Consider the following 23,805-nt stretch of genomic DNA (forward strand, 5'->3'; position numbering starts at 1 on the left):
GCCGGTGCACATCGATCCCTACGTAAGCCGACATCGCGGGCCTCCAGACCCCGACTCGGCTCCCCCAGAACGATTGTTCCCTGAACGAGCCGGGAGGGGGAGCCCCCGCCCTCATAGGGTCAGGTCAACGGGCATTTTCCTGGTTTCCTCGCGAGGTCGCGCCCTATCGCGACACCTCTCTGCACGGGCACGTATCCGCGGGTGATACCCCGTCTCACCAGGTCTTGGTCGTCTCATCGCGCAGCCGCAGGTTCGCGCCCCGGGTGCATGTCGCGAATCACGGAAACTTCACTGTCCGTTACAACTTGCGCGGGTCTCTCGGCTTCCGCTGCCCGGCAAGCTCGGTCAGGACGGCCGCTGTTGGCCATCACGTCGTTCCGCGACCACGGGTAGGTAGCCCCTCGCGAAGAAGTCGCCCCTTGGCGTGCCTAACCTGACCTGTCTCACGGATACGTTGGTGGCCATGGGCAAGCAGCTGAGCGAGGCACAGCTCGACGAACTGGTCGCACAGGCCACCGTGGATGCCTACGACGACGAGGAGCAGCTCACCGGCCTGTTCACGATGATCGCCGAGCATCTCGCCGTCCCGTTCGAGACGGTCGTTCTCGGGGTGAAGGTCACCGTGAAGAAGGTGGACCTGCTGCCGGGCAGTCGGATCGTGGCGGTCTGCACACGCGACAGGCATCGGCAGGCGATCGGCATCCTCGACCTTCCGCTGCCTGATCCGGCACCCGAGGGAGCCGAGTGGATCGAGGCGTACCGGCGCTGGGGACCGTAAAGGGCCGTCTGGGTCAGCGACCTCCCGGTGACGCGGGCCGGTAGCCGTGCTCCGCGAGCCAGGCCCGGGCCCGGCCCAACTGCCGTTCCGCCGAGAACAACCAGTACCGCTGCAGCTGCGCAGGTGAGGTGGCCAGCATGTCCTTGAAGCGGTGGAAAGCCCCCTGCCCCTGGATCGCGATGCCGAGGAACTTGGCCAGGTCCTGGTCATCGATGGTGACGATGAAGTCCTCCATGTCACGGTAGGCGTCACGCGAACCCGCGCCCGGAACGTGCAGCCAGCGCTCGTCCTCCGATTCGTCCTCGGACCACGGCAGTTCGTCGTCCCCGACAGCGGGGCGGCACTCGCCGGTGTTCAGGTGGATACGACCACCGCTCCAGGCAGGATCGCCTTCCAGCAGGCCGGACAACTCCTCCAGATCCACCGGCAGCGGTCGCAGCGCGGAGGCCACGGAGCCGACCGCGGTGTCGAGCTGTCCGACGAGCACCTCATCGCCGGGCCAGTCCCGCTCGCGCAGAGCGGCCGCACACCGGGCCGCCGTCTCCCCGGCACCGGGCACGCCCCGCGATGCGGCCACGCTGAGCGCGTCGCCGCACTGCTGCAGCACATCACCGAGGTCCTGCATGCGCAGCACGGCGAGCAGGGACGCGCCGTCCTCGGTACGGCAGGCGGCACGGAGCGCCTTGAGCGCGTGCTCGGTCCAGGCCTCGGTCATGTCCGCGAGGCTACGCCGACGGGTATGCCGCAAGCCATCGGCTGCTGTCAGTATGCGGTGGTGGCCATGGAGAGCAATGCCGGGAAGCCCTCCGGCAGGCGGCGACCGCCGGTGTTCGGCCCGGAGCCCTGGCCGCATGCGGCGCCGTCCGGCCGGTGGACGTACTGGGACGTGTGGTTCGCCGTCGTGTGCGTGGTGGACTGCGGGAGCGACTGGGATGAGTTCGATGCGCACCTGACGCGGGAGCGGTCCGGCGGGATGATGCACGGGACGTTTCTGGAACCGCTGTGGAGCCACCTCCTGGACCTGCGTGAGCGCCTCACGGCGGCTCGGCTGGGCGCGGCCGAGCTGGCCGACGAGGCGGTGCGCGACCCGAAGGTCGTCGCGCGGGCCCGCGCCAAGGTATGGAGGCAGCCGTTGGAGGGGCGGGCGAAGACGGAGGCCATGTGCAGCACTCCCGGTCGGCGACTGTCCGAGCGGGCCCTGACCGGGGCATGGCCAAGTTTTCCCGTCTCGCCTCAGGGGCCGTACGAGACGCTTGTCCAAGGGGTGGATCTGGACCGGCACCATGGCCAGTGGGCGACCATGGCACTGGCTGAGGTGCTCGTCGAAACCACCATCGGCCAGATCGAGGCGGCAGGCGGCGATCCGGCGCGGCTGCTGGCCGTCCGGCGGGCCGCGCTGACGTGCGGGGTGCGGGCGCTGCGCGTGTGCGACGACTCGTGCGGCACCCTGGGCGAGTGGCTGCGCCACGCGGTGGCCGAGTACACCGCCGTTCCGTGGCGGCAGGTGTCGATCCCCGCCGCGGTGTTCTGGCGGGACTTCCTCGAAGTCCTCGGTGAGACCGGCGACTTCGGCGGGACCTTCCGGCAGGAGACCCAGGTGTTCCTGCACGCCGGGGTCCAGAGCGATCTGGAACTTGTGGATGATCTGGTCGCGGAGTTGCACCGCGAGTACGCCGCGGCTCGCTGGGACTTCCGCGCCCTTGAGATCCTCGGCCGGCGCGCCTACGCCCAGGTCGCGGCCGGAGCGGTGGACCGGTTCGCCGCCACCGCGGCCCTGCTCGGCTCAGAGGACTGGCAGCCCTTGGACGCCATGGTCGCCTGCGCCCTGCGGCGCGGTGATGCCACGACCGCGTGTGCCGTGCTCCGGGCTGCGGACCGCCCGGGGTTGCATCAGGACTGGGTCCGGCGCCGGGCCCTCGAAGTCGAACAAGAAGGACATACATGATGCACACCGGCAACACGGGAGACGTTCGGGATCACCTGCTGGGCTGGCTGCTGCCGGACGGCGACCCGGCCGGCTCGTTCGCCCAGCAGGATGTAGAACGGTTCTGCTGGTACGAACTGCCGGTCAAGTGGGCTGCCGAGCCCGCCGAGTACCCGCACATTCTCGCCGCCCTGGCCGAGCTTCTCAACGACGCGGACCGGCCCCGCGCCGCCGCGGTCTGTACGTCAGCGGCCACCCTCGCGATCCTCGACGCGTGGCAGCGCACGTCCGAAGAGGGTCGGGCCGCCTTCCGGCAAGCGGTGGACGCCTCCCCGGTGACCCCGCCGGACACCGCACTGCTCGCCTGGGGGCCGGTGATGGGCATCGACGAAGCCGTCGCCCGCAGCAACGCGTCCCGGATGCTGGAACAGGCACTGGACGACAGTGTGCTCGTGCCGAGCGCCCGCGGATACGCCACCGCCCGCACCTTGCACCTGGAACGCTGGCTCACGACCCCGCACCCCGCCCATGACGGCCAGGCCCCGCTGGACGCGATCCACAGCGAACGCCGCTGCGCGTGGGCGGAAGCCCCGCCCGCCGCCCGCCGCCGTCTGCGCAGCCGACTGGCCAACCTGCTCGCCACCGCGCCCGAAGTACACGACAACGCGGCCGAACCCCTGCGCTGGCTGCTGGAGTCGGCCGGCGACGGCGTGGCACTGACCCAGGCCGGCTACCTGCCCCGCGCCCTGGTCGTCGAGGCCGCCGACCGCTACGACTGGTACCTGCCTGGCATGGTGCCGCGCACCGAGACCGTGACCATCCTCATGGAGGACACCGTCTTCCGCGTCCTGGACGGCGACGTCGAACTGTCCACCCACGCCCGCACCAGCGACAAACCGATCAGGCAGTTCAAGGCGGTCGCACGCACGAGGGAGTAGCGACTGTCCAGCATCTACCGGTGACGTCCAGCGTCTTCTGGGACCAAACTGTCCAAGATCTCGCGGGACCTCACACTCTGGGGAGAACGAACTGGCCGTTGACAACATGGTTTGCCGCCCTGTCAGGGTGTCACGAAGAGGTCGATTTCAGGCGGCGTGCCGGGAACGAGTTCGTACTTCGCAAAGTCGGTGACACCTTCCTCGCGAAGTACCTCCTCATCGAGGAAAAAGTTGCCGGTGCATTCGGCGCTCGGACGGGTGAGGATGGCGTGCGCTGCATCGGCCATGATGCCGGTCGAACGGCAGCCCGCTCGGTCGAGACCGAAGATCGCGGATGCGGCTGTGTAGATCATGGTCCTGGGCCACAGCGCGTTGACGGCCACGTTGCTGGCTCGTAGTTCTTCCGCCAAACCGAGCACCGTCATGCTCATTGCGAACTTGGACATGGTGTAAGCGCTTCGGCCGGCGAACCAGCCGGGGTGCAGATCGATCGGCGGCGACATGGTCAGGATGTGTCCGTTCTCGGAACGTTCGAGGTATGGGATGCACGCCTGCGACGCGGCGAACGTTCCTCGCACATTGATGTCGAACATCAAATCGAAACGCTTGAGTGGCGTTTCCGCGGTCTTTGCAAGAAACACCGCACTTGCGTTGTTCACCAGCACATCGATACCACCGAAGTGGTGGGCGGCCGATGCCACGGCCTCCGCGACCTGATCCTCTTCGCGTACATCGAGAGCCAGAGGGAGTGCACGCCCGCCTGCCGCCTCGATCTCGGCCGCGACGGTGTGGATGGTCCCCGGGAGCTTTGGGTGTGGTTCGGCTGTCTTGGCTGCGATAACGACGTTGGCTCCCTCGGCGGCAGCCCGGAGCGCAATGGCACGGCCGATGCCACGGCTGCCGCCGGTGATGAAGAGCGTCTTGTCCTTCATGGCGGTCATGCGCCTCTCCGATGCAGGTCGTCCGGCTGGGGTGGCGGGCCGGTGCGGCTGAGATAGTGGTCGCGAAGCGCGAACTTCTGAATCTTCCCGGACGCTGTCTGCGGGAAGTCGGCGACGAATTCCCAGACCTGCGGGATCTTGTAGCTGGCGATCCGCCCCGTGCAGTGGCTGATCAGGGCCTCCTGCGTGAGGGGTGCACCGGGTCGGGCCTGGACGAATGCAGCGACAATTTCTCCCCACTCGTGATGCGGCAGGCCTACGACCGACACGTTGGCGACCGATTCGTGGGTGAAAAGGAGATCCTCGATCTCGCGGGGATAGATGTTCTCGCCACCGCGGATGATCATGTCCTTGACCCGGCCCGTGATACGCACGTATCCCGCCGCGTCCATGCTTCCCAGGTCGCCGGTGCGGAGCCAGCCGTCCTTGTCGATGGCCGTGGCGGTAGCCTCCGGGTTCTCGAAGTAGCCGCTCATTACGCAGATGCTCCGCGTGCAGATTTCGCCCAGTTCACCGATGGGCAGCGGCTCGCCGGTGCCCTGGGGGGCGATCTTCACTTCTACCTGCGGCAGGGGCCGTCCGACCGTCTCCATCCACTGCGGATGCATGTCACTCGGGACGGTGTGGGTGATGTAGGGCGCCGCTTCCGTCTGTCCGTAGCCGATCCCGACGTCGACGCCGAAGTCGCGCCGGGCCCGACGGATGAGCTCGACCGGCACAGGAGCGCCGCCCAATGTTGCGAGCCTCCACGAACTGAGGTCACGCGCTGACGCGCGCTGAGCGTCCAACATCCGGATGAGCATGGTGGGCACTGACAGCAGAATCGTCCCGCGGTGGCGCTCGAACAGATCCAGCATCAGATCGGCGTCGAACCTGCCCGGCAACACGTGGACACCGCCGGTCTGCAGTGCGCCCAGGGTGACGAGCCCACAGCCAGCCGTGTGGAACAGCGGCATGGGATTGACCCATACGTCTTCCGGTGTCGCCCCGATCGTCTCTGCATACAGGCGACCGTTCACGGCAAGGGCTCGGTGGGAGAGCATGGCGCCCTTGGGAAAGCCGGTAGTCCCCGAGGTGTACTGGATCTGGGCGGGGTCAGTGAAACCGACGTGTGGCAGGTGGAGGGTGCCGGCTGAAGAGGAGGACAGGAAGTCGTCCCACTGCTCCAGAGACTGGACGAGTCGAAGCTCGGGCAGCTCTTCGGACACGGTCCGTGCCATGGCCAGCAGATCGCGTGAGTGGACCTGCGGTTGGACGAAGATTCCATGTGCCCGTGACTGCCGGAGGACGAATTCAAGTTCAGCAGAACGATAGGCCGGGTTGACGGTCACGAGAGTGATGCCCGCCAGCGCCGCTCCGAGCTCCAGGCATACCCATTCCGGGGAGTTGGCTGACCAGACAGCAATCCGTTCGCCGGGGCGGAAATGGGCCAGCAGAGCACTCGCTACCGCCTCCGAGTCACGAAGGAGCTCAGCGTAGGACCAGGTGCGTGCGTCACATCCGACGATGCCCTCCACCAGTGCGGTCCGAGAAGGCCAACGGGCAGCGGCCTTCCGAAGGGCGTCACCGATTGTGTAGTCGCAGTCGGAGATTGTGGTCGTGGCAGGCCAGTGCGACGCTCTCGTTTCGTAGTCTCTTGACGACACCTCTTCGTCATCCCTTCGGATGGTTGGGCATTGCGGGCACGCCTTGGTCGGCCTTGGGTCGCCGGTTGATCCGGTCTGTATTTCCGTCCCAGGCGCGCACTGGGGGATACGAATGCGGATCGACCACTACGTCCAACACAGTCACCATGGTGGATGCCAGAGCATCTTTGAGTGCAGGCTCCAGCTGATCGGGGCTGGTGATGCGGGCTCCGGCGGCCCCGACCGCCTCCGCCATCGCTGCGTGATCCACCGGCTTGAAATCGATGCCGGTGGTCGTCTGCCCGAAGGCGGCCATCTCTGCGTGCGCCTGAGCGGCGAGGAGCTGGTTGTTGAGCACAATCACGGTCACAGGGAGGTCCTCACGGATGGCTGTCTCCAGTTCGGACCACACATGGGCGAACCCGCCGTCGCCGACGACGGCGACCACGCGGGCGTCGGGAGTTGCCAGCTTCACTCCCAACCCCAGAGGTAGACCCCACCCCAGCCCTGCCAGACCACGGGGCAGTATGAACCGCTGGCCGGCCCGCTTGGCCGTGAGGTAGCTCGCTACCCAGAACGAGGAGTAGCTGGCGTCCGCGACGACGATGTCGTCGGGGACGAGCAACGCATCCAGCTCCCGCAGAAGCCTCTCGGGAGCGATGGGATGATTGTCGAAGGGCACCGCCGCCTCGATCTCATCAGCGCGGCGCTGACGTCCCTCGGAGATGCGCTCGCGAAGAGATTCTGCTGCGAGCTGCCGCCTCGTGAGGTCGCATGCCTCCAGTGCGTCAGCGAGATCACCAAGAGCCGATCTTGCGTCGCCGACAAGCCGCAACGCTTCGTAATTGCGGCCGACTTCCAGCGGATCCATGTCGATGTGGATGTACTTTGCGCTGGGCGAGGTGAGGGTCCATCCCTCCGTCCCGTTCTCGTTGGTCCGTGTCCCGACCAGTAGGACGACGTCGGCCTCCTGGATGAGGGACAGATGGTGGTGGGCCGGGCCCCTTTGGCCCGTTACATTCGCTGCCACGCCCAACGACAGCGCGTCCAGCTCACTCACCGCCCCCTTCCCCATGTTCGTCGTCACGACGGGCAGGTGCGCAACGCGTTGGAGTGCGGTCAGTTCCCTTACCGCACCAGAAAGGTGCACTCCGCCACCTGCGACCACCAAGGGTGAGCGAGCCTGAGCGATGAGGCGAGCCGCCTCCGCAACTGCAGTGGCCTCGGGCCGCGGCCGGTCGAGTGGAAACCCTCCCAGGTCGCGCTGGCGCGTGAAACGGGCTGTTGCTGCCGGCGCCTGCAGGACGTCTCTCGGGAGCAGTAGCACGACGGGGCCTGGCCGACCACTGCTGGCGACCGTCATGGCCATGTCCACGTTGTCTTCGACTCTCGAGGGGTCGTCGACTCGGCGCGTCCACTTCGAAACCCCGGCGAAGAGGGCGAAGTGATCCAGTTCTTGGAAGGCGTTACGGTCCCGCGCCGACGCCGGTACCTCCTGCACCAGAACCAGCATCGGGATTGACGCCTTCAGGGCTTCCGCCATGGGCGGCACCATGAGCGTGGCGGCCGGACCGTTCTGGGCAGCGACAACAGCGATCCGATTGCTGATCCGGGCGAAGCCGTCAGCCATCACGCCTGCGGCGTTCTCGGTGCGGTACAGGATCTGGCGGATCCCTATCCGCTCGGCAGCCAGCATGAAAGCCGTTGGGTTGCTCTGGCCAAAGATCGATGTCACACCATGCCGGGCAAGGGCCTTGGCGAGTACGTCAGCAACGGTGTCACTCATGAGCTTCCTCCTCGTTATGCGCCCGACCATTTCATACTATGAAATCTATGTCAACTATTGAAAACACGGAACTCGAGGGTTGAGGGGTCCGACCTCGGCAGCGCAGGGGCACACATCAGCTGCCGCGCGTGCGCAGACGACGTCGGCCGGCAGGTACGTACGTCTCTAATGCGTCAGGGGGCGGCCTTGAGCAGACGCAGGGCGCCGGCCCGACCGCATCGGCTGTACCTGCGGCGCGATGCAGGTGGACTCTTGCCGCAGTGGTGGCGCCGCGCATCAGCCAGACCCCGGTCATGTTTCGTCGCGGTCCTGCAAGAGGGCCGCTGGCCTCCGGGCCGGCATGGCTGTTCCCCCTGTCGATCAGCTCCTGAGGCGCGTTCACCGCGTGCTAATTTTCATAATGTGAACACGCGATCAAGTAAGCAGCCTCCGCTCCAGACGGTCGAGCGTGCGCTGAACTTTCTCGAATACGTTGCTGGACGCGATGCCCCGCCGACTGTTCAGGAGGTGTCCTCTGATCTGGGCTTGAACATCACGACGTGTTACCACCTGATGCGGACGCTGGTCGGTCGTGGATATCTCGAACGACGACCAGACCTCAGGCTGACCCTGGGAGCGAGCGTCGGGGCTCTGTTCAACGGGTTTCAGCGCAGCTTCAACGTCAGTGAGAAGCTGTCTGCGCTCGTGGACGAACTTGCGCGGAAGTGTGAGGAGACGGCGTTCTTCTCCACCTTGGAGACCAATAACCGGGTGATTCTCAAGGTGCTTGTCGAAGGATCGCAGCCGTTGAGGGTCAGTGGTCTGTACGTCGGGCTGGCGGGCCGAGAATACATCCGGGCAGCGGGCAAGGCGGTGCTTGCGCATCTGAGCCCCGAGCAGCAACGCGAGATGGTACTCAAGGACTTGGGAGAATACTCGGAGGCCGAGCAGCAGGACATGCTTGCGGCTCTGGATCGGGAGTTTGAGGTGATTCGCCGTCAGGGCTGGGCGGTGGACACGAAGTCAAGCCTCGGTATCTCGGCCATCGGGTCCCCTGTGTTCGACAAGGGCGGGAACGTGTACGGCGCGGTTGGCATCGTGGCCCCGACATCCAGGATCAGCAGCACGCATTCCGAGCGGGTCCATGATGTCCTGGAGGCGGCCCGTCAGGCAACCGCACTCCTCACCAGCTGATGGCGCCATTGCATGGCCGCGCTTGTTGGTGCGCGGCCATGCGAGGACCCGGATACCGGGATGCGGCTCCCGCTTCGACGCTCGTGATGGGTCAAAGCCCGACGATCACTGACTTCGTCTCAAGGTAATGATCGAGCACCTCGTCGCCCTTCTCCCTTCCCCATCCGCTCTGCTTGTAGCCACCGAAGGGGGTTTCTGCTGCAAAGACGTGGTAGGTGTTGACGTGCACTGTGCCTGCCTTGAGACGTTTCGCGAGGCGGTGTGCCTTGGAGATGTCGGTCGTCCATATGCCGGCAGCAAGGCCGTAGACCGTGTCGTTCGCCTGATCGGCGAGGTCGTCGATGTCCTGGAAGGGCAGAGCTGTTACGACAGGTCCGAATATCTCCTCACGAACGAGCCGGTGGTCCGTGTTCGGCCGTGCGATCACGCTGGGCTGCACGAAGAAGCCGGGGCCCTCCATGAGCTTTCCGCCGGCGAGTACCTCCCCGCCGCACTCCTGACCGAGCTCGAGATACGCGCCGACGCGGTCCTGGTGCTCCTTCGACACCAGCGGTCCCATCTGTGAATCGGGATGCAGCCCATACCCCACCTCGATGGCGGAGGCGTAGGAGGCCAGCGCCTCGACAACGCGATCGAACTGCGCTTCCTGTACGTACAGGCGAGAGCCGGCCGAGCACACCTCCCCCTGGTTGTAGAACGCGCCCAGGGCGGCGCCCTCGATGGCGGCGTCGATGTCTGCGTCGGCAAAGATGATGTTCGGCGACTTCCCGCCGAGCTCCAGCGAGACCCGCTTCAAGTTGCCGGCCGATGCGCGGACGATCGCCTTGCCGACCTCGGTCGAGCCCGTAAAAGCGATCTTGTCGATTCCGTCGTGCTGGGCGAGGTGAGCGCCGGCTGTCTCACCGAAGCCTGGCACGATGTTGACGACCCCGGCGGGGAGCCCCGCCTCCTGCAACAGCTCCCCCAGGCGAAGCGCAGACAGTGGGGTCTGTTCGGCCGGCTTCAGCACCACGGTGTTCCCGGCCGCGAGCGCCGGTGCGAGCTTCCATGCCGCCATGAGGAGGGGGACATTCCAAGGGATGATCTGTCCCACGACGCCAACAGGCTCCCGTAGGGTGTACGCGTGAAACTCCTTGCCCGGCATATAGGGAACGGACGGGGTCATTGTGGCGCCTCGTAGCCGCGTCGCCGCGCCGGCCATGTAATGGAACATGTCGGCCGCAAGGGGCACCTCGACGCCGAGGGCGGCGCTGAAGGGCTTGCCGTTGTCGAGGCTTTCCAGCTCAGCGAATTCCTCGGCGTGCTCGGCCAATAGATCGCCTATGCGATGGATCATTCGGCCACGCTCACTCGGCGACAGACGAGACCAGGGGCCCTCGAGAGCCCGGCGTGCGGCCGCAACGGCGCGGTTCACATCCTCTGCCGACGCTTCCGCGACCTCGGCCAGGGGCTTGGCAGTGCCTGGATCGACGGTCGTGAATGTGCGTCCGTCCGCGGCGTCGACGAACTCTCCGTCGATGAACAGCTTGGCAGGCTTGGACAGGAAAGGCGTCCGCCGGTCGGCCGCCAGCGTTTCTGACATCCTCTACTCCTTACCACGGCACTAGGTTGCCGTCTCGGGCGCCGAGCGTAGGTCCGAGATGTTGGCGAAGTGTTGGCGCCGGGGACGCCGAGGCCGCAAGCCGCCCGAGCAGCAGGGAAAGACGCGGATCATGCTGCGGAGTGTGCTCTATCGCAGTGCGGAGGACCTCGTCATCCCAGGGAAAGATCTCGGCATAACGCAGGGCACCGCTGGCACAACCCGTGAGGAGCAGGCGGTTTCGAAGAGAGACGCACACATGAGTACATATCTCCTGGAGGTAGGGCGAGGCCGACCCGGGCAGTGGCTCTCCACGGAGCAGATCCAGGACCTGATGCGTTTCACCTGCCGCGAGATGCCCAAGGGCTCGGGACAGGTCGAGATCGACCTTCGCGTTCAACCGGTAGGGCCGGCTGAGCAGCACGTCGCCTCCCAGGAGGGATCGCAGCTTCGACAACTCGACCCGCAACGTCGTGGCGGCAACGCGCCGGTCGCCGTACAGGTGACTGTGCAACTGATCGAAGGAGACACCGCCGGGCGTCATCGCGAGAATGGCAACGATCTCGATTTGCCGCGGGGAAAGGGGTACAGGCGCTCCTCGCAGAGCCACCTGTGCAGGGCCCAGCAGGCGTATGACCAGTTGCGGCCGCTCACCGGAGCCTGAGTACCCCAGTCCTGCCTGAGCCTCCTCGACCATGAGGGCGACGCTTCGCGCAAGCGCGGCACCCATGGGTGCGTAGTGATCCCACGGGGCGGCGATGTTCACCACCCCGCTCAGGGCACCAGTGCCCCCTGCGCGTATGGGTACTGCCCAGCAGGTCCAGTCATGGAGCGTTTGGGCGGCATGCTGGCTTGCGCACACTTGGGCGGGACGCCCCGTGCGGAGCGTGATACTCAAGGCGTTCGTGCCCATTACATGCTCGGCCCAGGTGCTCTGAGGCACCGCGTTCACACGCTCGGCCCGTCTGAGCATGTCCCGGCCGGCTGAGGTATGGACCAGCGCACCTGCCGTGTCTGCGATTGCGATCAGGTAGCCGGACTCCACGGAGAGCGCCCGCATGTGCGGTTCCAAGTGACGTGCAGCGCTACGCAGGGGGAAGTCCGCTTCGTTCGCGGCCAGTCGATGCGCCGCGGCGACCGTTGTCAGCGGTGCGGTGAGCTCTCTGGTACGGACCCAGCTGTCGCGGATGTCTTGTGGCAGCGATGGCGCCGCCTCGCCACCTGACTCGAAGAACGCCGCCCAGTGCAAGGCCCACGTGTCGCGCAGCGCGCGCAACTCCCTGGCTGGGGGCACCGCCCGTTCCATCGATGGACCCATGGCCGTTCTCCTTGCTGTCCGGGGAGGCTGGGTTTCATTATTTGAAATTCATTGCGAATATTGACATGCGTGTGCAGCGACCATACGCTGATAGCGGTGTGGTGCAAACCATGTCTCGCCAATCCAGGGGAATTCGGGTCTTGGAGCCGCGTCGACACGCCGGCCGCGCGCTGCGGCGTCGCTCGGAGACCCGGAGGCCGCCGCGCAAGAAAGCCACGGGACCATGCTGGACACAACCATGACGACGTTGCTCGTCGCGTCACGCGGCGGCAACGTGGGCTACTGCGAAGTGAGCCCAACCCTGGTCGCGGTGGGTCTGGACAAGCCCGTGGACTCCGTCGGCTGCGACACGACAGAGCACGTGCCGCTGAGCCTGAATGTCAGACGCAGCACGGACGAGCGGGTGATCGGGCTGAAGATCAAAAGCACGGGTGTCGTCGCATGGATGCCAGCGATGACGTTGACCCAGGGCCGCCCCGAGACGCGGCGGGGACCCGCTCATCGCTGCGGCAGGCACGGGCGCCGTCAACCGTTCGGCCTCGTCGTGGACCGCGCCATCCGAACCATTCGCAAGCCTCACCTTCCACGCGACCGCAGGCCCGGCTCGGGGCCCATGGACGTACCGCAGGAGAAGGACGCTCTCCACGCAGAAAGAAGTGCACCATGAAAACTGCTGACACGATCCGGGTGGCAGGAACGTCCCTCCACGTGGATGACACTGGTGAGGAGTCGCTGGAGCCGGTCGTCTGTCTCCATTCGCTCTTCCTGGACAACCGGATGTTCGACAGCTTCGTCGAAGAGGCGACAGGCGCCTTTCGGCTGATCCGCCCGGACTTCCGCGGCCAGGGCCGAAGCGCCGGGACCGACCGCGACGTGGTCACGATGGAGCAGTGCGCCGGTGACATCGCGGCTCTTCTGGATCAATTGGAAGTTTCCCGGGCCCAGGTGCTGGTCTCCTCCATGGGCGGAGACGTCGGGGTGCGCCTTGCCGCATACCGTCCTGACCTCGTGAAGTCGATGATCTTCCTTGGTTCCTCAGCACGGTCCGAACCGGCCGACAAGGTCGACGCTTACATGACGTGGATCGACGACGTTGTCCAGAACGGCTTCACGGGAGAACGGCTCGAGTTCGTGGTGCATGTCATGTTCGGAGAGTCGACGCGTGCCTCAAGCCGTATGAAGGAGACGGTCGCGCTCTGGACGGATCGCCTGGCCCAGCTTCCACCCAGCCTGAGGCCTGCCATGGCCGGTGTTGCTTTGCGCGGGGATGCCACAGGCCTGCTGCCTGAGGTGCGAGTACCGACGTTGGTCATCAGTGGTGAGGAGTGTCCGGTGCGACCGCCGGAGTGGGCTGAGGAGTTCGCGAGTGGACTTCCCGCCTCGGAATTGATGATGGTACCCGGCGTCGGTCACAGCCCTCTGCTGGAACGACCGGACCTCGTGATCCCGAAGGTACTGGAATTCCTCCAGGCACAGCGCTGAGTCGATTTCCGCGCCGCACCTTGGTGGTTGCACTTTGGACGCCGAATCGGGCAGCGCGTACGGTCACGTTCGGCAGCCATTGGTGGTGAGGCACCGGGAAGCTGTAACCGACCCGGGCCCGCAAAGGGACGAGCGGCCTCAGGTCGACCTGGTTCACCGCTAGGTCCCGAGAGAGACGAACCAGAAAGGTGACCTCCATGACGAAAGAGATCCACACTGCCGGCGGTCCAATAAGACCGGAAGATCTTGGCAGGACACTCGTTCACGAGCACGTCTTCGTGCTCGGCGAGGAATACCGCAACAACTACCAGACGGATTGGGACGAGGAACAGAAGGTCAGAGAAGCAGTCCGAGAGCTGAGCGAGCTCAAGAGCCTGGGGATCGACACAATCCTCGACCCGACGGTTCTCGGCCTGGGCCGCTATGTCCCGCGCATCCAGCGAATCGCGGAACAGATCGACCTCAACATCGTCGTGGCAACCGGGCTTTACACGTTCAACGACGTACCGCACCAGTTCCACTACCAGGGACCAGGCCTCATGTTCGACAGGCCCGAGCTCCTGACCGAACTCTTCGTCAAGGACATCACCTCCGGTATCGCCGACACGGGCGTCCGCGCCGCATTCCTCAAGTGCGCCATAGACGAGCCGGGGCTGACACCGGGAGTCGAACGCGCTATGCGTGCGGTGGCGCAGGCAAGCGTCGCGACCGGAGCCCCGATCACCGTGCACACGCACGCGGCAACCCAAACCGGCCTGGTGGCGCAAGCCGTGCTGGAGAAGGAAGGTGTCGACCTGTCGAAGGTGATCGTCGGTCACTCCGGGGATTCCGACGACCTCGACTACCTCACCCGGCTGGCGGAACGCGGTTCCCTGCTGGGCATGGACCGGTTCGGCCTCGACCCGTTCCTGCCCTTCGCCAAACGCGTCGACGTCATCGTCGAACTCGTGCGTCGCGGCTTCGTCGAAAACATCGTGATCTCCCACGATGCCTCCTGCTTCATCGACTTCTGCGATCCCACAGCCAAACGGGAAATGCTGCCCAACTGGAACTACCGCCACATCAGCGAAGACGTCATTCCCGCCCTCCTGGAACGAGGACTGAGCGAACACGACATCAACACCATCCTCGTCACGAACCCCAGGCGCTACCTGGCCGGCTGAGCGAGCCTCAGGCACTCAGCTTGCGGGTGCGTAAGGAACGGTCCGGACAACGTCGTCCTCGTCGGCTCTCACCTCCGCACTCGCTTGTGCTTACGGGGCACCTGGCACCTCAAACTCAGCGCGCCGGCCGCAGGCACGCTGTGGAAACGCCCCAATCACAGAACGGACGGCCAGACCATGCTTGTTGCCCATCCCGACCTCGGAGGTCGCACGGATCCTGTGCCGATCACCTCCTGGCCGCTCAGCCATGAGGCTCTCTCGGCCGCCCAGGCGCGGCGACTTGCGGCCGGACAGCTGATCGACTGGGGACTGTCCAGTCTGATCGACACTGCGCAACTACTGATCAGCGAGGCGGTCACCAACGCCATTCGTCACGCGCCAGGCCCGATTCGGCTCAGTCTCCGTAAGTACGCCACCGTTCTGCGGTGTGACGTCGAGGACGCCAGCGCACAGACGCCACAGCGCAGCGTGGCCGGAGACGAGGACGAGGGCGGCCGTGGTCTGGCATTGCTCGACGCGCTCGCCGACTCCTGGGGAAGCTACCAGACCCCAGGCGGCAAGAGCGTCTGGTTTGAGCTTCCGCTGGCCCCGCACGCCCCGGCGGAAGCGGAACGCCGACGGACACGCCGAGGGTTCACGGTGCATGCTCGCGAGCAGGCAGGGGCCGCATATCGCCGATCTCGCGGGTGTTGCTGAAGTCGTCCACGCGGAAGGGACAGGCACCATGTAGTGCTGCCAAGGGCCTCATACGGCGAGTGCGACAAGTATCGCCGTCAGACCACAAGCGACTGCCACACGCGCGACTTCAGCTGTCTGCATCGGGCGGTCGCGAAGTCTCAGCGCCGAAAAGTCGCGACGGCTGGCTCGACCGGCCACGAGACGGCAGTTCTTGAGAGCAGTGGTGGCATGAGCAGTCACGGAATTGGTGTGGTGCGTATGCAGGCCCGCGGCCTGGTTTCCGTCAGGGCCAAGCGGACCTGGTCGCCGTAGTGCCTGTCGGCCCCCGGTGGCACCGTGGTTCGGTCGACCATGCAGTTGCGTGCCAGCATGCGCGATCAGCATCTTGAGGCTGACGCCTTCGACTCGTTGTGCACTGTCGCACCGAGCGCGGAACAGAGTTGGAAAGATTCGGGAACTAATGGGTGGTCACCACAAGGTTCCCAGGTCACGACGGAGTGCGTTCTTCCATGCCAGCGGCCACTCCCTGCAGTTCATGGGTAGCGCAGGTGACCGAAAAGCGCCTCGGTTCTGTACACGGCCCCACGGGGCCCCTCATAAAGGAGACAATCATCATGGCCATCACTCTGGTGAACCCGGCAGGACTGCCGAAGATCGATGTGTACCGGCAGGTCTCGGTTGGGACTGGCTCGAAGCTGGTCTTCATCGCAGGGCAGGTCGCCTTCGATGCCGACGGAGCCACTGTCGGCGAAGGCGATCTCGCCGCACAGGTTGAGCAGAGTTACCTCAACATCGGCACCGCCCTGGCCGAGGTCGGTGCCTCCTTCGAGGACGTGGCCAAGCTGACCGTCTACGTCGTCGACTGGACTCCTGAAAAGATGCCCCTGTTCCTCGAGGGAGTCGCCCGGGCTTCCACGAAGCTCGGGGTCACCCCGCTCGCTCCTGGCACACTGATCGGCGTCGCAGCGCTGGCCTCGCCCGACTATCTGGTCGAAGTGGAAGCCGCCGCGATCATCAACTGAACAGATACTCTCCCCGCGCTGGCCGCCGACGCGGGCCGACAACTGCACCCAGTCAGCTGTGTGCATCGTGAAGTTGCTGGTCGATGGTCTGGTGTGCGTGGGCTTCGGCCGTGTCCTGCGCTCGGGCGACCCACAGGGCCTGCGCCAGGAGGTGTGAGCACTGTTGACGGTCCATCAATTCATGCGCATGGCGATGCTGGACGCCACCAACGCCGTGCCCGGATGCAACCCCGGCCGGGCCTGCTTAACCGCGGCCCCGGCCGCCGTGCTGCAGCATCACCCGTGCTGCCGCCATCGTGCCCGCCGTCGGCAGCGAGCCGACCGCCCCGATCACTGCAGCGGTCACAGGCGCTCGGCTGCTGCCGCGCCGACCACGGATCAGCAAAACGCGGCTGCCGCCACCCGAGACACGCTCAGTGCGGCGGGTCGACGGTCGGGGCGAGTGCTGCGAGGGGGCCCGGGAAGAGGTACTCCTTCGGCGGGGCAGTGGTGCCGTGCGCCCATGCCGCGAAGAAGCCGTTGAGGTCGTTGCCGGAGATTTCCTCGGCGAGCGTCTCGAACTGTGGCCAGGACGCGTTGCCGTAGCGATGGTCGCGTTGCCAGCGCCTGAGCGTGGCGAAGAAGGCCGGGTCGCCGACCGTGCGGCGCAGGGCGTGCAGCATCATGGAGCCCTTGCTGTAGAGGGCACTGTCCAGTTCGCGGCCCTGGCCGGGGTCGTACAGCCTGGTCGTCCAGAAGTCGGGGTCGGCCGTGCTCTCCTCGACCATGGCGCGGTAGAAGCCGTTGTCCAGGTCGTCTCCGAACTTCTCGTACCACAGCTGGACGGCGTACTGGGCGAAGCACTCGGCCAGGCAGCCATCGCGCCAGTCGGAGAGGGAGACGCTGTTGCCGAACCACTGGTGGGCGTTCTCGTGGACCATGGAGACGTCGAAGAACTTCCTGTGATACGTCGGGCGGCTCTGTGTCTCCAGGGCGAGGGGGCCGCTGCCGTCGTCGCCGGCGATGACGATCCCCCCGGCCGAGGAGAAGGGGTACGGGCCGAACTTCGAGGCCAGGAAGTCGATGACTTCCGGCAGCAGCGCCTCCGCCTCCGGGTCGATGTCGGCCCCGGGGCTGTAGGCGTGAACGACGGGGGTGCCGTCGGAGAGTTCCGAGGTGCGCACCGTGAACCTGTCGATGGCCATGGTGCTGAGGAACGTGGCCATGGGTCGGTCCTCGTACCAGCGGAAGGTGGTCGTGCCCCGGCCGGTGGTGGTGGCGCCCGGCCTCCCGTTGCCGACCACCGTCCAGCCGGTCGGGACCGTGGCCGTGAGCCGGAAGGTCGCCTTGTCCGAGGGGTGGTCGTTGGCCGGGTACCAGGCCGTGGCGGAGTGCGGCTCGCCCGTCACGTTCGCGCCGCCGTCGGTGAGGGTGTGCCAGCCCTCGCCGACCGGTTCACCGGAGTAGCGGACACGTACGGAGAAGCGCACGTTCTTCGCGAGCGGCCGGGCGGGAGTGATGACGAGTTCGTGCTTGCCCTCGCGGGTTACGGCGCGGGCGGGCGTGCCGTCGACGGTGACGGATGTGACCTGGAAGCCCTCCAGGTCGAGGTGCAACCGGTCCAGGCCCTGGGTGGCGACGGCCTGCATGGTGGTGTCGCCCTCCAGGTGGCGGGGGCGGGCCGGGTCGTAGTTCACGCGCACGTCGTAGTGGGTGACGTCGTAGCCGAAGTTCCCGTCGTCGGGATAGTACGGGTCACCGGCGCCGGAGCCGCCAGAGGCGGCGGAGGCGGGCAGGGTGGTGAGCACGATGCCGACGGCCACGGCTGTGGCGACGGCGGTGATGCGGCGGTGCTGTTTCCGGCGGGCGGGCATGCGTCTGCTCCTTGAAGAGGCGTTCGGGGGTGGGCCGGCGGGGGGAGTCATCGGCGCGCGGCGAGCTGCCAGACCGTGCTGATGACGGCGTTGGTGCTGATGGTCTCGGTCTGCGGGTCCACGTTCTCGACGCGGTCGCACGCGGCGTGGGTGCACTCGTCGATCCCCGTGGCGAAGCCGCCCACCGGGATGCCGACGTCGCCGAACGACACGTGGTCGCTGCCGCCGATGCCGATCCCGATCGTGGGCAGGTTCCGGGCTGCGAAGTACCCCTCGAACGCCTCGGCCGCCGCGGTGTCGTCGTGGACGACGAGCCACCGCCCGCTGTTCCTGGTGCCGGCCATGTCCACGTTCAAGTAGACGTCGATCCGCTCGCGTTCGGCGGCCGGCAGATCCCTCACGTAGGCACTGGATCCCACCAGGCCGACCTCCTCAGCACCCCACCAGGCGAAACGCAGATGGCGGTCGGGCCTGAGGCCCGCCTTGGACACCTCCAGGGCGGTGGCGAGCAGAGCGGCGGAGCCGGAGCCGTTGTCGTTGATTCCGGGGCCGTCCGCCACGCTGTCGAGGTGCGCCCCGGCGAACACGACGTGCTCGGGGTCCCCTCCGGGCCAGTCCGCGAGGAGGTTGTAACTGGTGGCGCCGTCGTGCGTGAAGCGGTGCAAGGTGGTGCGGAAACCAGCCCTGTCCAGCACGGCCTTCACGTAGGCGACCGAGTCGCGGTAGCCCCGGGTGCCGTGGGCGCGGTTGCCCCCGGAGCGGTCCGCGATCCGCTGCAGGACGTCGAGGTGCGGCATGACCTCGTCCGCGGTGACGACGGGCGGGGTGAGATCCGCGCGGCGTTCGGCCGCGGCGGCGGGGACGCCCACGAGGACGCCCACGAGGACGGCGTTAAGGCCCAGGGCCGCGGTCGTGCGACGGAGGCGGGACGACGCACGCAGCCGCGGCGTGCGGGGGCCGGATGTACGAGGGTCGGCTGTAGGGCGGCCTGGCGTGCTGATCGGGTGCATCGGTGTGGCTCTCTCTGGGGTGAGGTGATGGCTGGGCGCGCCCGGGGGCCAGGGCGCGGTGGATCACGATGGACGTCCGCCGGTCTGGCCGTGACGTCCGGGACAGGGCGGTTGCGGCGCCCTGGGCCTCGGACAGAGAGACGTGGGGCAGTGAGTTCGGTTGCAAAGAGCTCGCAAAGTGTCAGGGGTTGGTTCCCTGCCGCACAGGGCCTACTTGGTGGTGCGGTACGCGCGGCTTGCGGGCGGTGGCCCCGCCCTCGACCGTGAACGGGACGGGACGGCCCTGCCCGACGTGGCCGTGCCGGGCCGTCCCCGGCTTGGACGTGAAGCGCGCCAAAGACGGCGGCAGACGCATCGGCGTGTCCCCGCCGCATGCGCGGAGCGGAAGGTCCGCTCCGCGGTCACCCGGGTGCTGACGCCGGAGAGGACGGCTGGGCGGGATAAATCGCTGGTGAGCCGGTAGGCGCGCTGCCCGGTGGGAAAGCCGTACGTTCCGCCCACCAAGGGCGTGTCCGTGGTGAACACCCGCTGTCGAAGGGCGACGCGGGGGGTGGTCGAAGGCGGTCGACAGCTCGTCCACGGCCTGTTCGAGCGGGTCTGTATTGTTCGAGGTCGAGGCGGTCGAACCGAAGCGGTGGCAGGCGCGTCCGGCGGCGGTGGACAAGCGGTTCCGGGCGTTTGATCCCGGTCCTGCTGCTGCCGCCGGACGACTGGCCGCCCGAGGACCACCTGGCCCGGTTCGTCGCCGACCCGATCGACCAGACGCTCGAACTCTCGCTGATCCTTGCCGACTACGCGGAAAAACGCGGCTACCCGCCCTACGACCCCAGGCGATGGTGCGCCTGCTGATCTACGGCTACACCACCGGCGTCCGCTCCTCCCGGGCGATCGAGCGCACCGATGCCTTCCTCGGCGTCCGCTACCGGCGCATCGTCAAACGCCGCGGCCGCAAGAAGGCCCTCGTCGCCGTCGCCCGCTCGATCCTCGTCGTCGCCTGGCACCTGATCAACGACCCTGATGCCGTACCGGGACCTCGCGCTCGGGCGACTTCACCCGCGGCGTCACGATTCCGCGATCGAGCAGGAAGCACGATCGTCTCACGGAGGCGGAGATCAGCGAGCCTTGTTGCGGGCAGACTCGAACACCGTCAGTGGATCTCCTTCATAGCGCCAGGGCCAACTGGTGACCCTTCCTCCGACGGCTTCGAAAACGGGTGCGGCTCCTCGTAGCCTGCCGGCGGCAGTCAGCGCATACGCGAGAAGGTTGAGATCGGAAACGGCCGCCGCATGAGAGAAGAACGCCGGACGTGGCCAGGTGGCTTGCGCCCGGACCAGAAACTGTGCCGTCTGCGTGCTGTCCCACTGGTCGCGCGCCAGAAGTGCCTCCGCTCCGCCACGTGCCTTTGCGGAGTGATACCGCATGAGGTGGACTTCGAGCTCGACGGCAGCGCAGGGAGCGTTCGGTGGCATCCGCGTGAGCAGAGAGTCGACGAACTCGATTGCCCGGCCGAGGGAACCCGATTCCTGCGGACCGAGGTAGTGCAGCATGCTGAAATACGCCTCGCGATGCCACCTGTCCCGGGCCACGATCTCATCCCAGATCGCAAAGACCTCGCGGCGGTGTGCACGCTCCAGCCGTGCGATGCCCAGCATCGCCACCCAGGGCGCGGGGTTCTGAGGGTCGAGATCCGCCGCCCGTTGACATCTGGCCCACGTCGCTGACCCATCCGGCAGAGCTCCACTCCTGCGGCCGTGTTCGAGTTCGGCCAGGGAGTAAAGGACCAAAGCGTTGACGTTCTGCGGCTCCCGCTTCACCCAGGCAGCAGGAAGATGCGACTCCGGCAGGAAACTGGAAAGGACGGAGAGACGGTGTGTCCTGCGGTCGAAGTTCTGGGGATCCTGATCCAGAATCTGAGCTATCTGAGCCACAGCAATGTCTGTCGCCCCAGCTGGGCTCGACCTCTTGGTGGAACGCAGCCGCTTCAGGAGCCTACCCAGTTCAACGTCGTCGAGTTCCGGGGCAAGGCGCGGAGTTCTCCCGCGGGTTGAGAAGATTGGCATGCACGCATGCTAGAGCCTCCTCCGCACCAACACTTCGCCAACATTTCACACTTAATGTGGCCTCCGCCGGTGTCCGGAACGATGGCCGAAGCACCGCCTCGCTCGGGCGACGGTGTCGACGACGTCGAATTGCACAGCGCGACGTGCCCGAGGCCGGCAGGTGGGCCGTCCTCACCAGCCGACAGCTCAAGCGGATCTTGCTGGCGCCAGGGGCAGTCACCGAACGTCATCTGCGCGGATTCTGCCCATCGCGGCACAGTCACCATGTGGAGGGAAAGTGGAGAATCAAATCTGGGACACTGATACTACGGCTGATCCGGGGAGCGATCCGAATCCCAGCGGTGTGACTTCGCTGCGATTCGGGGTTCTGACGGCACGGCAGGTGATTTTCTTCGTGATCGCAGCGGCGGCGCCGCTGGGATTTTCGGTGGGTGCGATTCCCCTGGCGATCGGACGCGGAGGCATCGGCACTGCGGGCATGCTTCTGGTCTGTGGAGCCATCTTCGCCGTCTTCTCAGTGGGATATGTAGCGATGGCTCGTCATATCCGCAAGGTCGGCGGCCTGTATCTGTTCGTCACGGAGGGACTGGGGCGGCCACTGGGGGTGGGATCGGCCTTTCTCGCGGTGCTGTCTTATGCCGTAGCTTCAATCGGTTCGGTTGGCGCGTTCGCAGTTTTCGCACAGCACGCGGTACAGAATCTACTGCACTGGAACACACCGTGGGAGTTGTGGGCCTTCGTGGCCGTTGCCTCGATGGCGCTGCTCGGGCTGCTGGGCGTCGACCTCAACGCCCGTGTGCTGGGCATCGTCGTAACGTGCGAGATCGCTATTCTGCTGGTCTTCGCTCTGGTTGTGACGATGAGCGGTGGAGAGGACGGGCTGTCGGCCACGGCATTCTCACCGCACGAAGTGTTCGGAAGACAACCGGGACCGATGATGGCGATCGCGATCACAGCGTTTGCCGGCTTCGAGGCGACGGTACTGTACGCCGAGGAGGTCCGAGACGGTCATCGCACCATCCGACGGGCAACCTACGGGGCGATCAGCGTCATGATGTTTCTCTACGCGTTCGTCTGCTGGGCAGTGGTCCAGGCCTTCGGTGACGCCGGTGCGGTGGCGCAGGCGAACACCGACCCGACCAACATGTTCTTCACTGCCACACACAGCTTCATCGGGAACTGGGCGGCGCAGACGTTGAATGTTGTCGTCGTCACCAGCTGGTTCGCCGCGATCCTCGCCTTCCACAACGCTGCCTCGCGCTATCTCTTCGCCATGGGGCGTGACCGCGTGCTACCGCCGATGTTCGGGAGAGTGCAGCAGCGTACCGGGTCACCATGGGCTGCCAGTGCTGGGCTTTCGATCTGCACGCTGCTGGTTGTGTCGATCTTCGCCATCGGTCACCTGGATCCGTACCTGGACCTGTTCGTTCTCTGCACCACGCCAGGGGTGATCGGCCTCCCGGTCCTGACATGCCTTGCCTCGGTGGCGGTGTTTGCCTACTTCCTTCGAAACAAGCGCGGCCTCCCGGCCTGGCAAGTTTGGTTCTGCCCCCTTCTCGCTGCCGCTGCCCTCGCCTTCGTCACCTGGCTAATCATCGACCAGCTCGATCTCTTCACCGGGCGTTCCGGGATAGTCAACATCATTTTGCCGCTCATCGTCCCGGCCGCGGTTCTCTTCGGATGCGCCCGCGCGTTTTGGCTCCGACAGCGACAGCCGGACGCGTACGAGCGACTCGCATCGTGAACACGGTTCGGCGGTTGCTCCACGACGGGGAGAGTCCGTCTGGCCCGTGACGGGCGAAGCCGACCGTTGGCCTTCGGTCACAGTCGGCACCCGCAAAGACCCTTGGTTGTAGATCTGTGTATTGGGGCCCCGGGGCCGACCGCCGCGCGTGCCGTGCTTCAGGCGGTTGCGGACCCGGTCGGCCCGCACGCGGTTCGGGCGCAGATCCCGATGAGCGTGCGCTCGAGCGTGCGGGTTCGGTCCTCGACCAATCGGAACGATGCTCGGTCATCGTGCTGTTCGATACCTGCCGTAGGGTGCGTCATTTCCCTCTGCCCGGGCGCCTCCCTTGCGGCGGTGGCGTCCTGACCTGGCTTTGGCTGGCCGAGGAGCTGCGTCCTGAGTTGCTCGAGCCTGGGGGGCCAGCGGGAACCGAGGCCTGGACGTGGACATGGATCGAAAACCCTTCGGAGGGGATCAGGGAAAAAGGTGGGGAAACGGTCGAGCCTGACCAGGACGAAGGGGACGGGGACGGGGGACTCACCTGGCTTGACGGATCCAGCTGGGCGGCAGCCGCTCCGTCGTTCAATCCGACCCCGGGCGACCCAAGCCCCTCTGACCCGACGCTGGGCGACGCCTCAGTGGACGGCGCCGACTGGCCCGTCCCATAGAAGCCTTCCAGCGCTCGCTCAAGGTGCTGCGTGAGGAATGCATTCTGAGCCGCCGAGTCCGTTTTCTGCATTTCCCGCGTT

19 protein-coding genes and 1 pseudogene are annotated in these 23,805 nt (G+C 66.2%); 11 read left to right on the plus strand and 9 right to left on the minus strand.

Translation table 11 applies throughout. The features are described 5' to 3' along the window. Positions 1–463: 463 nt before the first annotated feature. Positions 464–778 (plus strand): hypothetical protein, encoded by a 315-nt coding sequence (locus F7R91_RS31355; RefSeq protein WP_150954569.1) that lies wholly within the window; start codon positions 464–466, stop codon positions 776–778. A gap of 13 nt (positions 779–791) precedes the next feature. Here F7R91_RS31355 and F7R91_RS31360 read toward each other — a convergent pair whose 3' ends face one another. Further along, entirely contained in the window at positions 792–1,493 is a 702-nt protein-coding gene (locus tag F7R91_RS31360) for a UPF0158 family protein (protein WP_150954572.1), read from the minus strand. 24 nt (positions 1,494–1,517) lie between these two features. On the opposite strand from F7R91_RS31360, the gene F7R91_RS31365 reads away from it, so the two are divergent. Together F7R91_RS31365 and F7R91_RS31370 are read left to right on the plus strand one after the other, a co-directional pair. After that, positions 1,518–2,723, plus strand: a complete 1,206-nt coding sequence (locus F7R91_RS31365; RefSeq protein WP_150954575.1) for a hypothetical protein — start codon at positions 1,518–1,520, stop codon at positions 2,721–2,723. Then, complete coding sequence (locus tag F7R91_RS31370; RefSeq protein ID WP_150954578.1) at positions 2,720–3,640, plus strand: hypothetical protein; 921 nt, start codon at positions 2,720–2,722, stop codon at positions 3,638–3,640. Before F7R91_RS31365 ends, F7R91_RS31370 begins: the two co-directional genes overlap by 4 nt. A gap of 122 nt (positions 3,641–3,762) precedes the next feature. On the opposite strand, the gene F7R91_RS31375 is transcribed toward F7R91_RS31370, so the two are convergent. Genes F7R91_RS31375 through F7R91_RS31385 form a run of 3 tightly spaced genes read right to left on the minus strand, consistent with a single transcriptional unit; the run spans position 3,763 to position 7,992 of the window. Continuing rightward, on the minus strand, positions 3,763–4,581 hold the full coding sequence (locus F7R91_RS31375) for an SDR family oxidoreductase (RefSeq protein ID WP_150954580.1): 819 nt from the start codon (positions 4,579–4,581) through the stop codon (positions 3,763–3,765). Continuing rightward, positions 4,578–6,227 carry an AMP-binding protein gene (locus F7R91_RS31380; protein WP_150954583.1) on the minus strand — a complete coding sequence of 550 codons (1,650 nt, stop codon included), beginning with the start codon at positions 6,225–6,227 and terminating at the stop codon, positions 4,578–4,580. The genes F7R91_RS31375 and F7R91_RS31380 overlap by 4 nt, the downstream gene beginning before the upstream one ends. A gap of 7 nt (positions 6,228–6,234) precedes the next feature. Further along, positions 6,235–7,992 carry an acetolactate synthase catalytic subunit gene (locus F7R91_RS31385; RefSeq protein WP_150954587.1) on the minus strand — a complete coding sequence of 586 codons (1,758 nt, stop codon included), beginning with the start codon at positions 7,990–7,992 and terminating at the stop codon, positions 6,235–6,237. Positions 7,993–8,160: 168 nt separating this feature from the next. On the opposite strand from F7R91_RS31385, the gene F7R91_RS31390 reads away from it, so the two are divergent. Then, complete coding sequence (locus F7R91_RS31390; protein ID WP_150954591.1) at positions 8,161–9,165, plus strand: IclR family transcriptional regulator; 1,005 nt, start codon at positions 8,161–8,163, stop codon at positions 9,163–9,165. Positions 9,166–9,256: 91 nt separating this feature from the next. On the opposite strand, the gene F7R91_RS31395 is transcribed toward F7R91_RS31390, so the two are convergent. Both F7R91_RS31395 and F7R91_RS31400 read right to left on the minus strand, forming a co-directional pair. Further along, positions 9,257–10,747: an aldehyde dehydrogenase family protein gene (locus F7R91_RS31395; RefSeq protein WP_150954594.1), complete on the minus strand. Its 1,491-nt coding sequence runs from the start codon at positions 10,745–10,747 to the stop codon at positions 9,257–9,259. 10 nt (positions 10,748–10,757) lie between these two features. After that, a complete protein-coding gene (locus F7R91_RS31400) occupies positions 10,758–12,062 on the minus strand; it encodes a transcriptional regulator (RefSeq protein WP_150954597.1) in 1,305 nt (434 codons plus the stop codon). 223 nt (positions 12,063–12,285) lie between these two features. Here F7R91_RS31400 and F7R91_RS31405 point away from each other — a divergent pair, with 223 nt between their 5' ends. The 5 genes from F7R91_RS31405 (at position 12,286) to F7R91_RS31425 (ending at position 16,407) form a co-directional block, all read left to right on the plus strand. Beyond that, complete coding sequence (locus F7R91_RS31405; RefSeq protein WP_150954600.1) at positions 12,286–12,729, plus strand: hypothetical protein; 444 nt, start codon at positions 12,286–12,288, stop codon at positions 12,727–12,729. Continuing rightward, positions 12,726–13,544, plus strand: coding sequence for an alpha/beta fold hydrolase (locus F7R91_RS31410; protein ID WP_150954604.1), 819 nt, complete (start codon positions 12,726–12,728; stop codon positions 13,542–13,544). The genes F7R91_RS31405 and F7R91_RS31410 overlap by 4 nt, the downstream gene beginning before the upstream one ends. A 197-nt stretch (positions 13,545–13,741) precedes the next feature. Then, positions 13,742–14,707 (plus strand): phosphotriesterase family protein, encoded by a 966-nt coding sequence (locus F7R91_RS31415; protein ID WP_150954607.1) that lies wholly within the window; start codon positions 13,742–13,744, stop codon positions 14,705–14,707. Between the two features lie 219 nt (positions 14,708–14,926). Then, the gene (locus tag F7R91_RS31420; RefSeq protein ID WP_191971704.1) at positions 14,927–15,403 is read left to right on the plus strand and encodes an ATP-binding protein; all 477 of its coding nucleotides are present in this window, start codon (positions 14,927–14,929) and stop codon (positions 15,401–15,403) included. A 596-nt stretch (positions 15,404–15,999) separates the two neighbouring features. After that, positions 16,000–16,407 (plus strand): RidA family protein, encoded by a 408-nt coding sequence (locus tag F7R91_RS31425; protein ID WP_150954612.1) that lies wholly within the window; start codon positions 16,000–16,002, stop codon positions 16,405–16,407. A gap of 413 nt (positions 16,408–16,820) precedes the next feature. On the opposite strand, the gene F7R91_RS31430 is transcribed toward F7R91_RS31425, so the two are convergent. Then, positions 16,821–18,260, minus strand: coding sequence for a M1 family metallopeptidase (locus F7R91_RS31430; RefSeq protein WP_150954615.1), 1,440 nt, complete (start codon positions 18,258–18,260; stop codon positions 16,821–16,823). Between the two features lie 47 nt (positions 18,261–18,307). Further along, positions 18,308–19,141, minus strand: coding sequence for a M20/M25/M40 family metallo-hydrolase (locus tag F7R91_RS31435; protein ID WP_225320874.1), 834 nt, complete (start codon positions 19,139–19,141; stop codon positions 18,308–18,310). Positions 19,142–19,926: 785 nt separating this feature from the next. Between F7R91_RS31435 and F7R91_RS31440 the strand changes: the two are divergent. Continuing rightward, positions 19,927–20,166 (plus strand): annotated as a pseudogene (locus F7R91_RS31440) (transposase); the annotation flags it as partial. Between the two features lie 216 nt (positions 20,167–20,382). On the opposite strand, the gene F7R91_RS31445 reads toward F7R91_RS31440, so the two are convergent. Then, positions 20,383–21,198, minus strand: coding sequence for a tetratricopeptide repeat protein (locus F7R91_RS31445; RefSeq protein WP_150954622.1), 816 nt, complete (start codon positions 21,196–21,198; stop codon positions 20,383–20,385). Between the two features lie 409 nt (positions 21,199–21,607). On the opposite strand from F7R91_RS31445, the gene F7R91_RS31450 reads away from it, so the two are divergent. Then, on the plus strand, positions 21,608–23,074 hold the full coding sequence (locus F7R91_RS31450) for an APC family permease (RefSeq protein WP_191971705.1): 1,467 nt from the start codon (positions 21,608–21,610) through the stop codon (positions 23,072–23,074). The last annotated feature ends 731 nt before the right edge of the window (positions 23,075–23,805 follow it).

Origin of the sequence: Streptomyces luteolifulvus (assembly GCF_008806595.1) — a bacterium.
In the GTDB taxonomy this organism is placed as follows: domain Bacteria; phylum Actinomycetota; class Actinomycetes; order Streptomycetales; family Streptomycetaceae; genus Streptomyces; species Streptomyces luteolifulvus.

Excerpts from the sequence above, each read along its gene's own strand:
- F7R91_RS31365 (WP_150954575.1), top strand. The coding sequence starts at position 1,518 with ATGCCGCAAGCCATCGGCTGCTGTCAGTATGCGGTGGTGGCCATGGAG.
- F7R91_RS31370 (WP_150954578.1), top strand. The coding sequence starts at position 2,720 with ATGATGCACACCGGCAACACGGGAGACGTTCGGGATCACCTGCTGGGC.
- F7R91_RS31425 (WP_150954612.1), top strand. The coding sequence starts at position 16,000 with ATGGCCATCACTCTGGTGAACCCGGCAGGACTGCCGAAGATCGATGTG.
- F7R91_RS31400 (WP_150954597.1), bottom strand. The coding sequence starts at position 12,062 with ATGGGTCCATCGATGGAACGGGCGGTGCCCCCAGCCAGGGAGTTGCGC.
- F7R91_RS31385 (WP_150954587.1), bottom strand. The coding sequence starts at position 7,992 with ATGAGTGACACCGTTGCTGACGTACTCGCCAAGGCCCTTGCCCGGCAT.
- F7R91_RS31410 (WP_150954604.1), top strand. The coding sequence starts at position 12,726 with ATGAAAACTGCTGACACGATCCGGGTGGCAGGAACGTCCCTCCACGTG.
- F7R91_RS31415 (WP_150954607.1), top strand. The coding sequence starts at position 13,742 with ATGACGAAAGAGATCCACACTGCCGGCGGTCCAATAAGACCGGAAGAT.
- F7R91_RS31395 (WP_150954594.1), bottom strand. The coding sequence starts at position 10,747 with ATGTCAGAAACGCTGGCGGCCGACCGGCGGACGCCTTTCCTGTCCAAG.
- F7R91_RS31430 (WP_150954615.1), bottom strand. The coding sequence starts at position 18,260 with ATGCCCGCCCGCCGGAAACAGCACCGCCGCATCACCGCCGTCGCCACA.
- F7R91_RS31405 (WP_150954600.1), top strand. The coding sequence starts at position 12,286 with ATGCTGGACACAACCATGACGACGTTGCTCGTCGCGTCACGCGGCGGC.
- F7R91_RS31355 (WP_150954569.1), top strand. The coding sequence starts at position 464 with ATGGGCAAGCAGCTGAGCGAGGCACAGCTCGACGAACTGGTCGCACAG.
- F7R91_RS31375 (WP_150954580.1), bottom strand. The coding sequence starts at position 4,581 with ATGACCGCCATGAAGGACAAGACGCTCTTCATCACCGGCGGCAGCCGT.
- F7R91_RS31360 (WP_150954572.1), bottom strand. The coding sequence starts at position 1,493 with ATGACCGAGGCCTGGACCGAGCACGCGCTCAAGGCGCTCCGTGCCGCC.
- F7R91_RS31390 (WP_150954591.1), top strand. The coding sequence starts at position 8,161 with ATGCGTCAGGGGGCGGCCTTGAGCAGACGCAGGGCGCCGGCCCGACCG.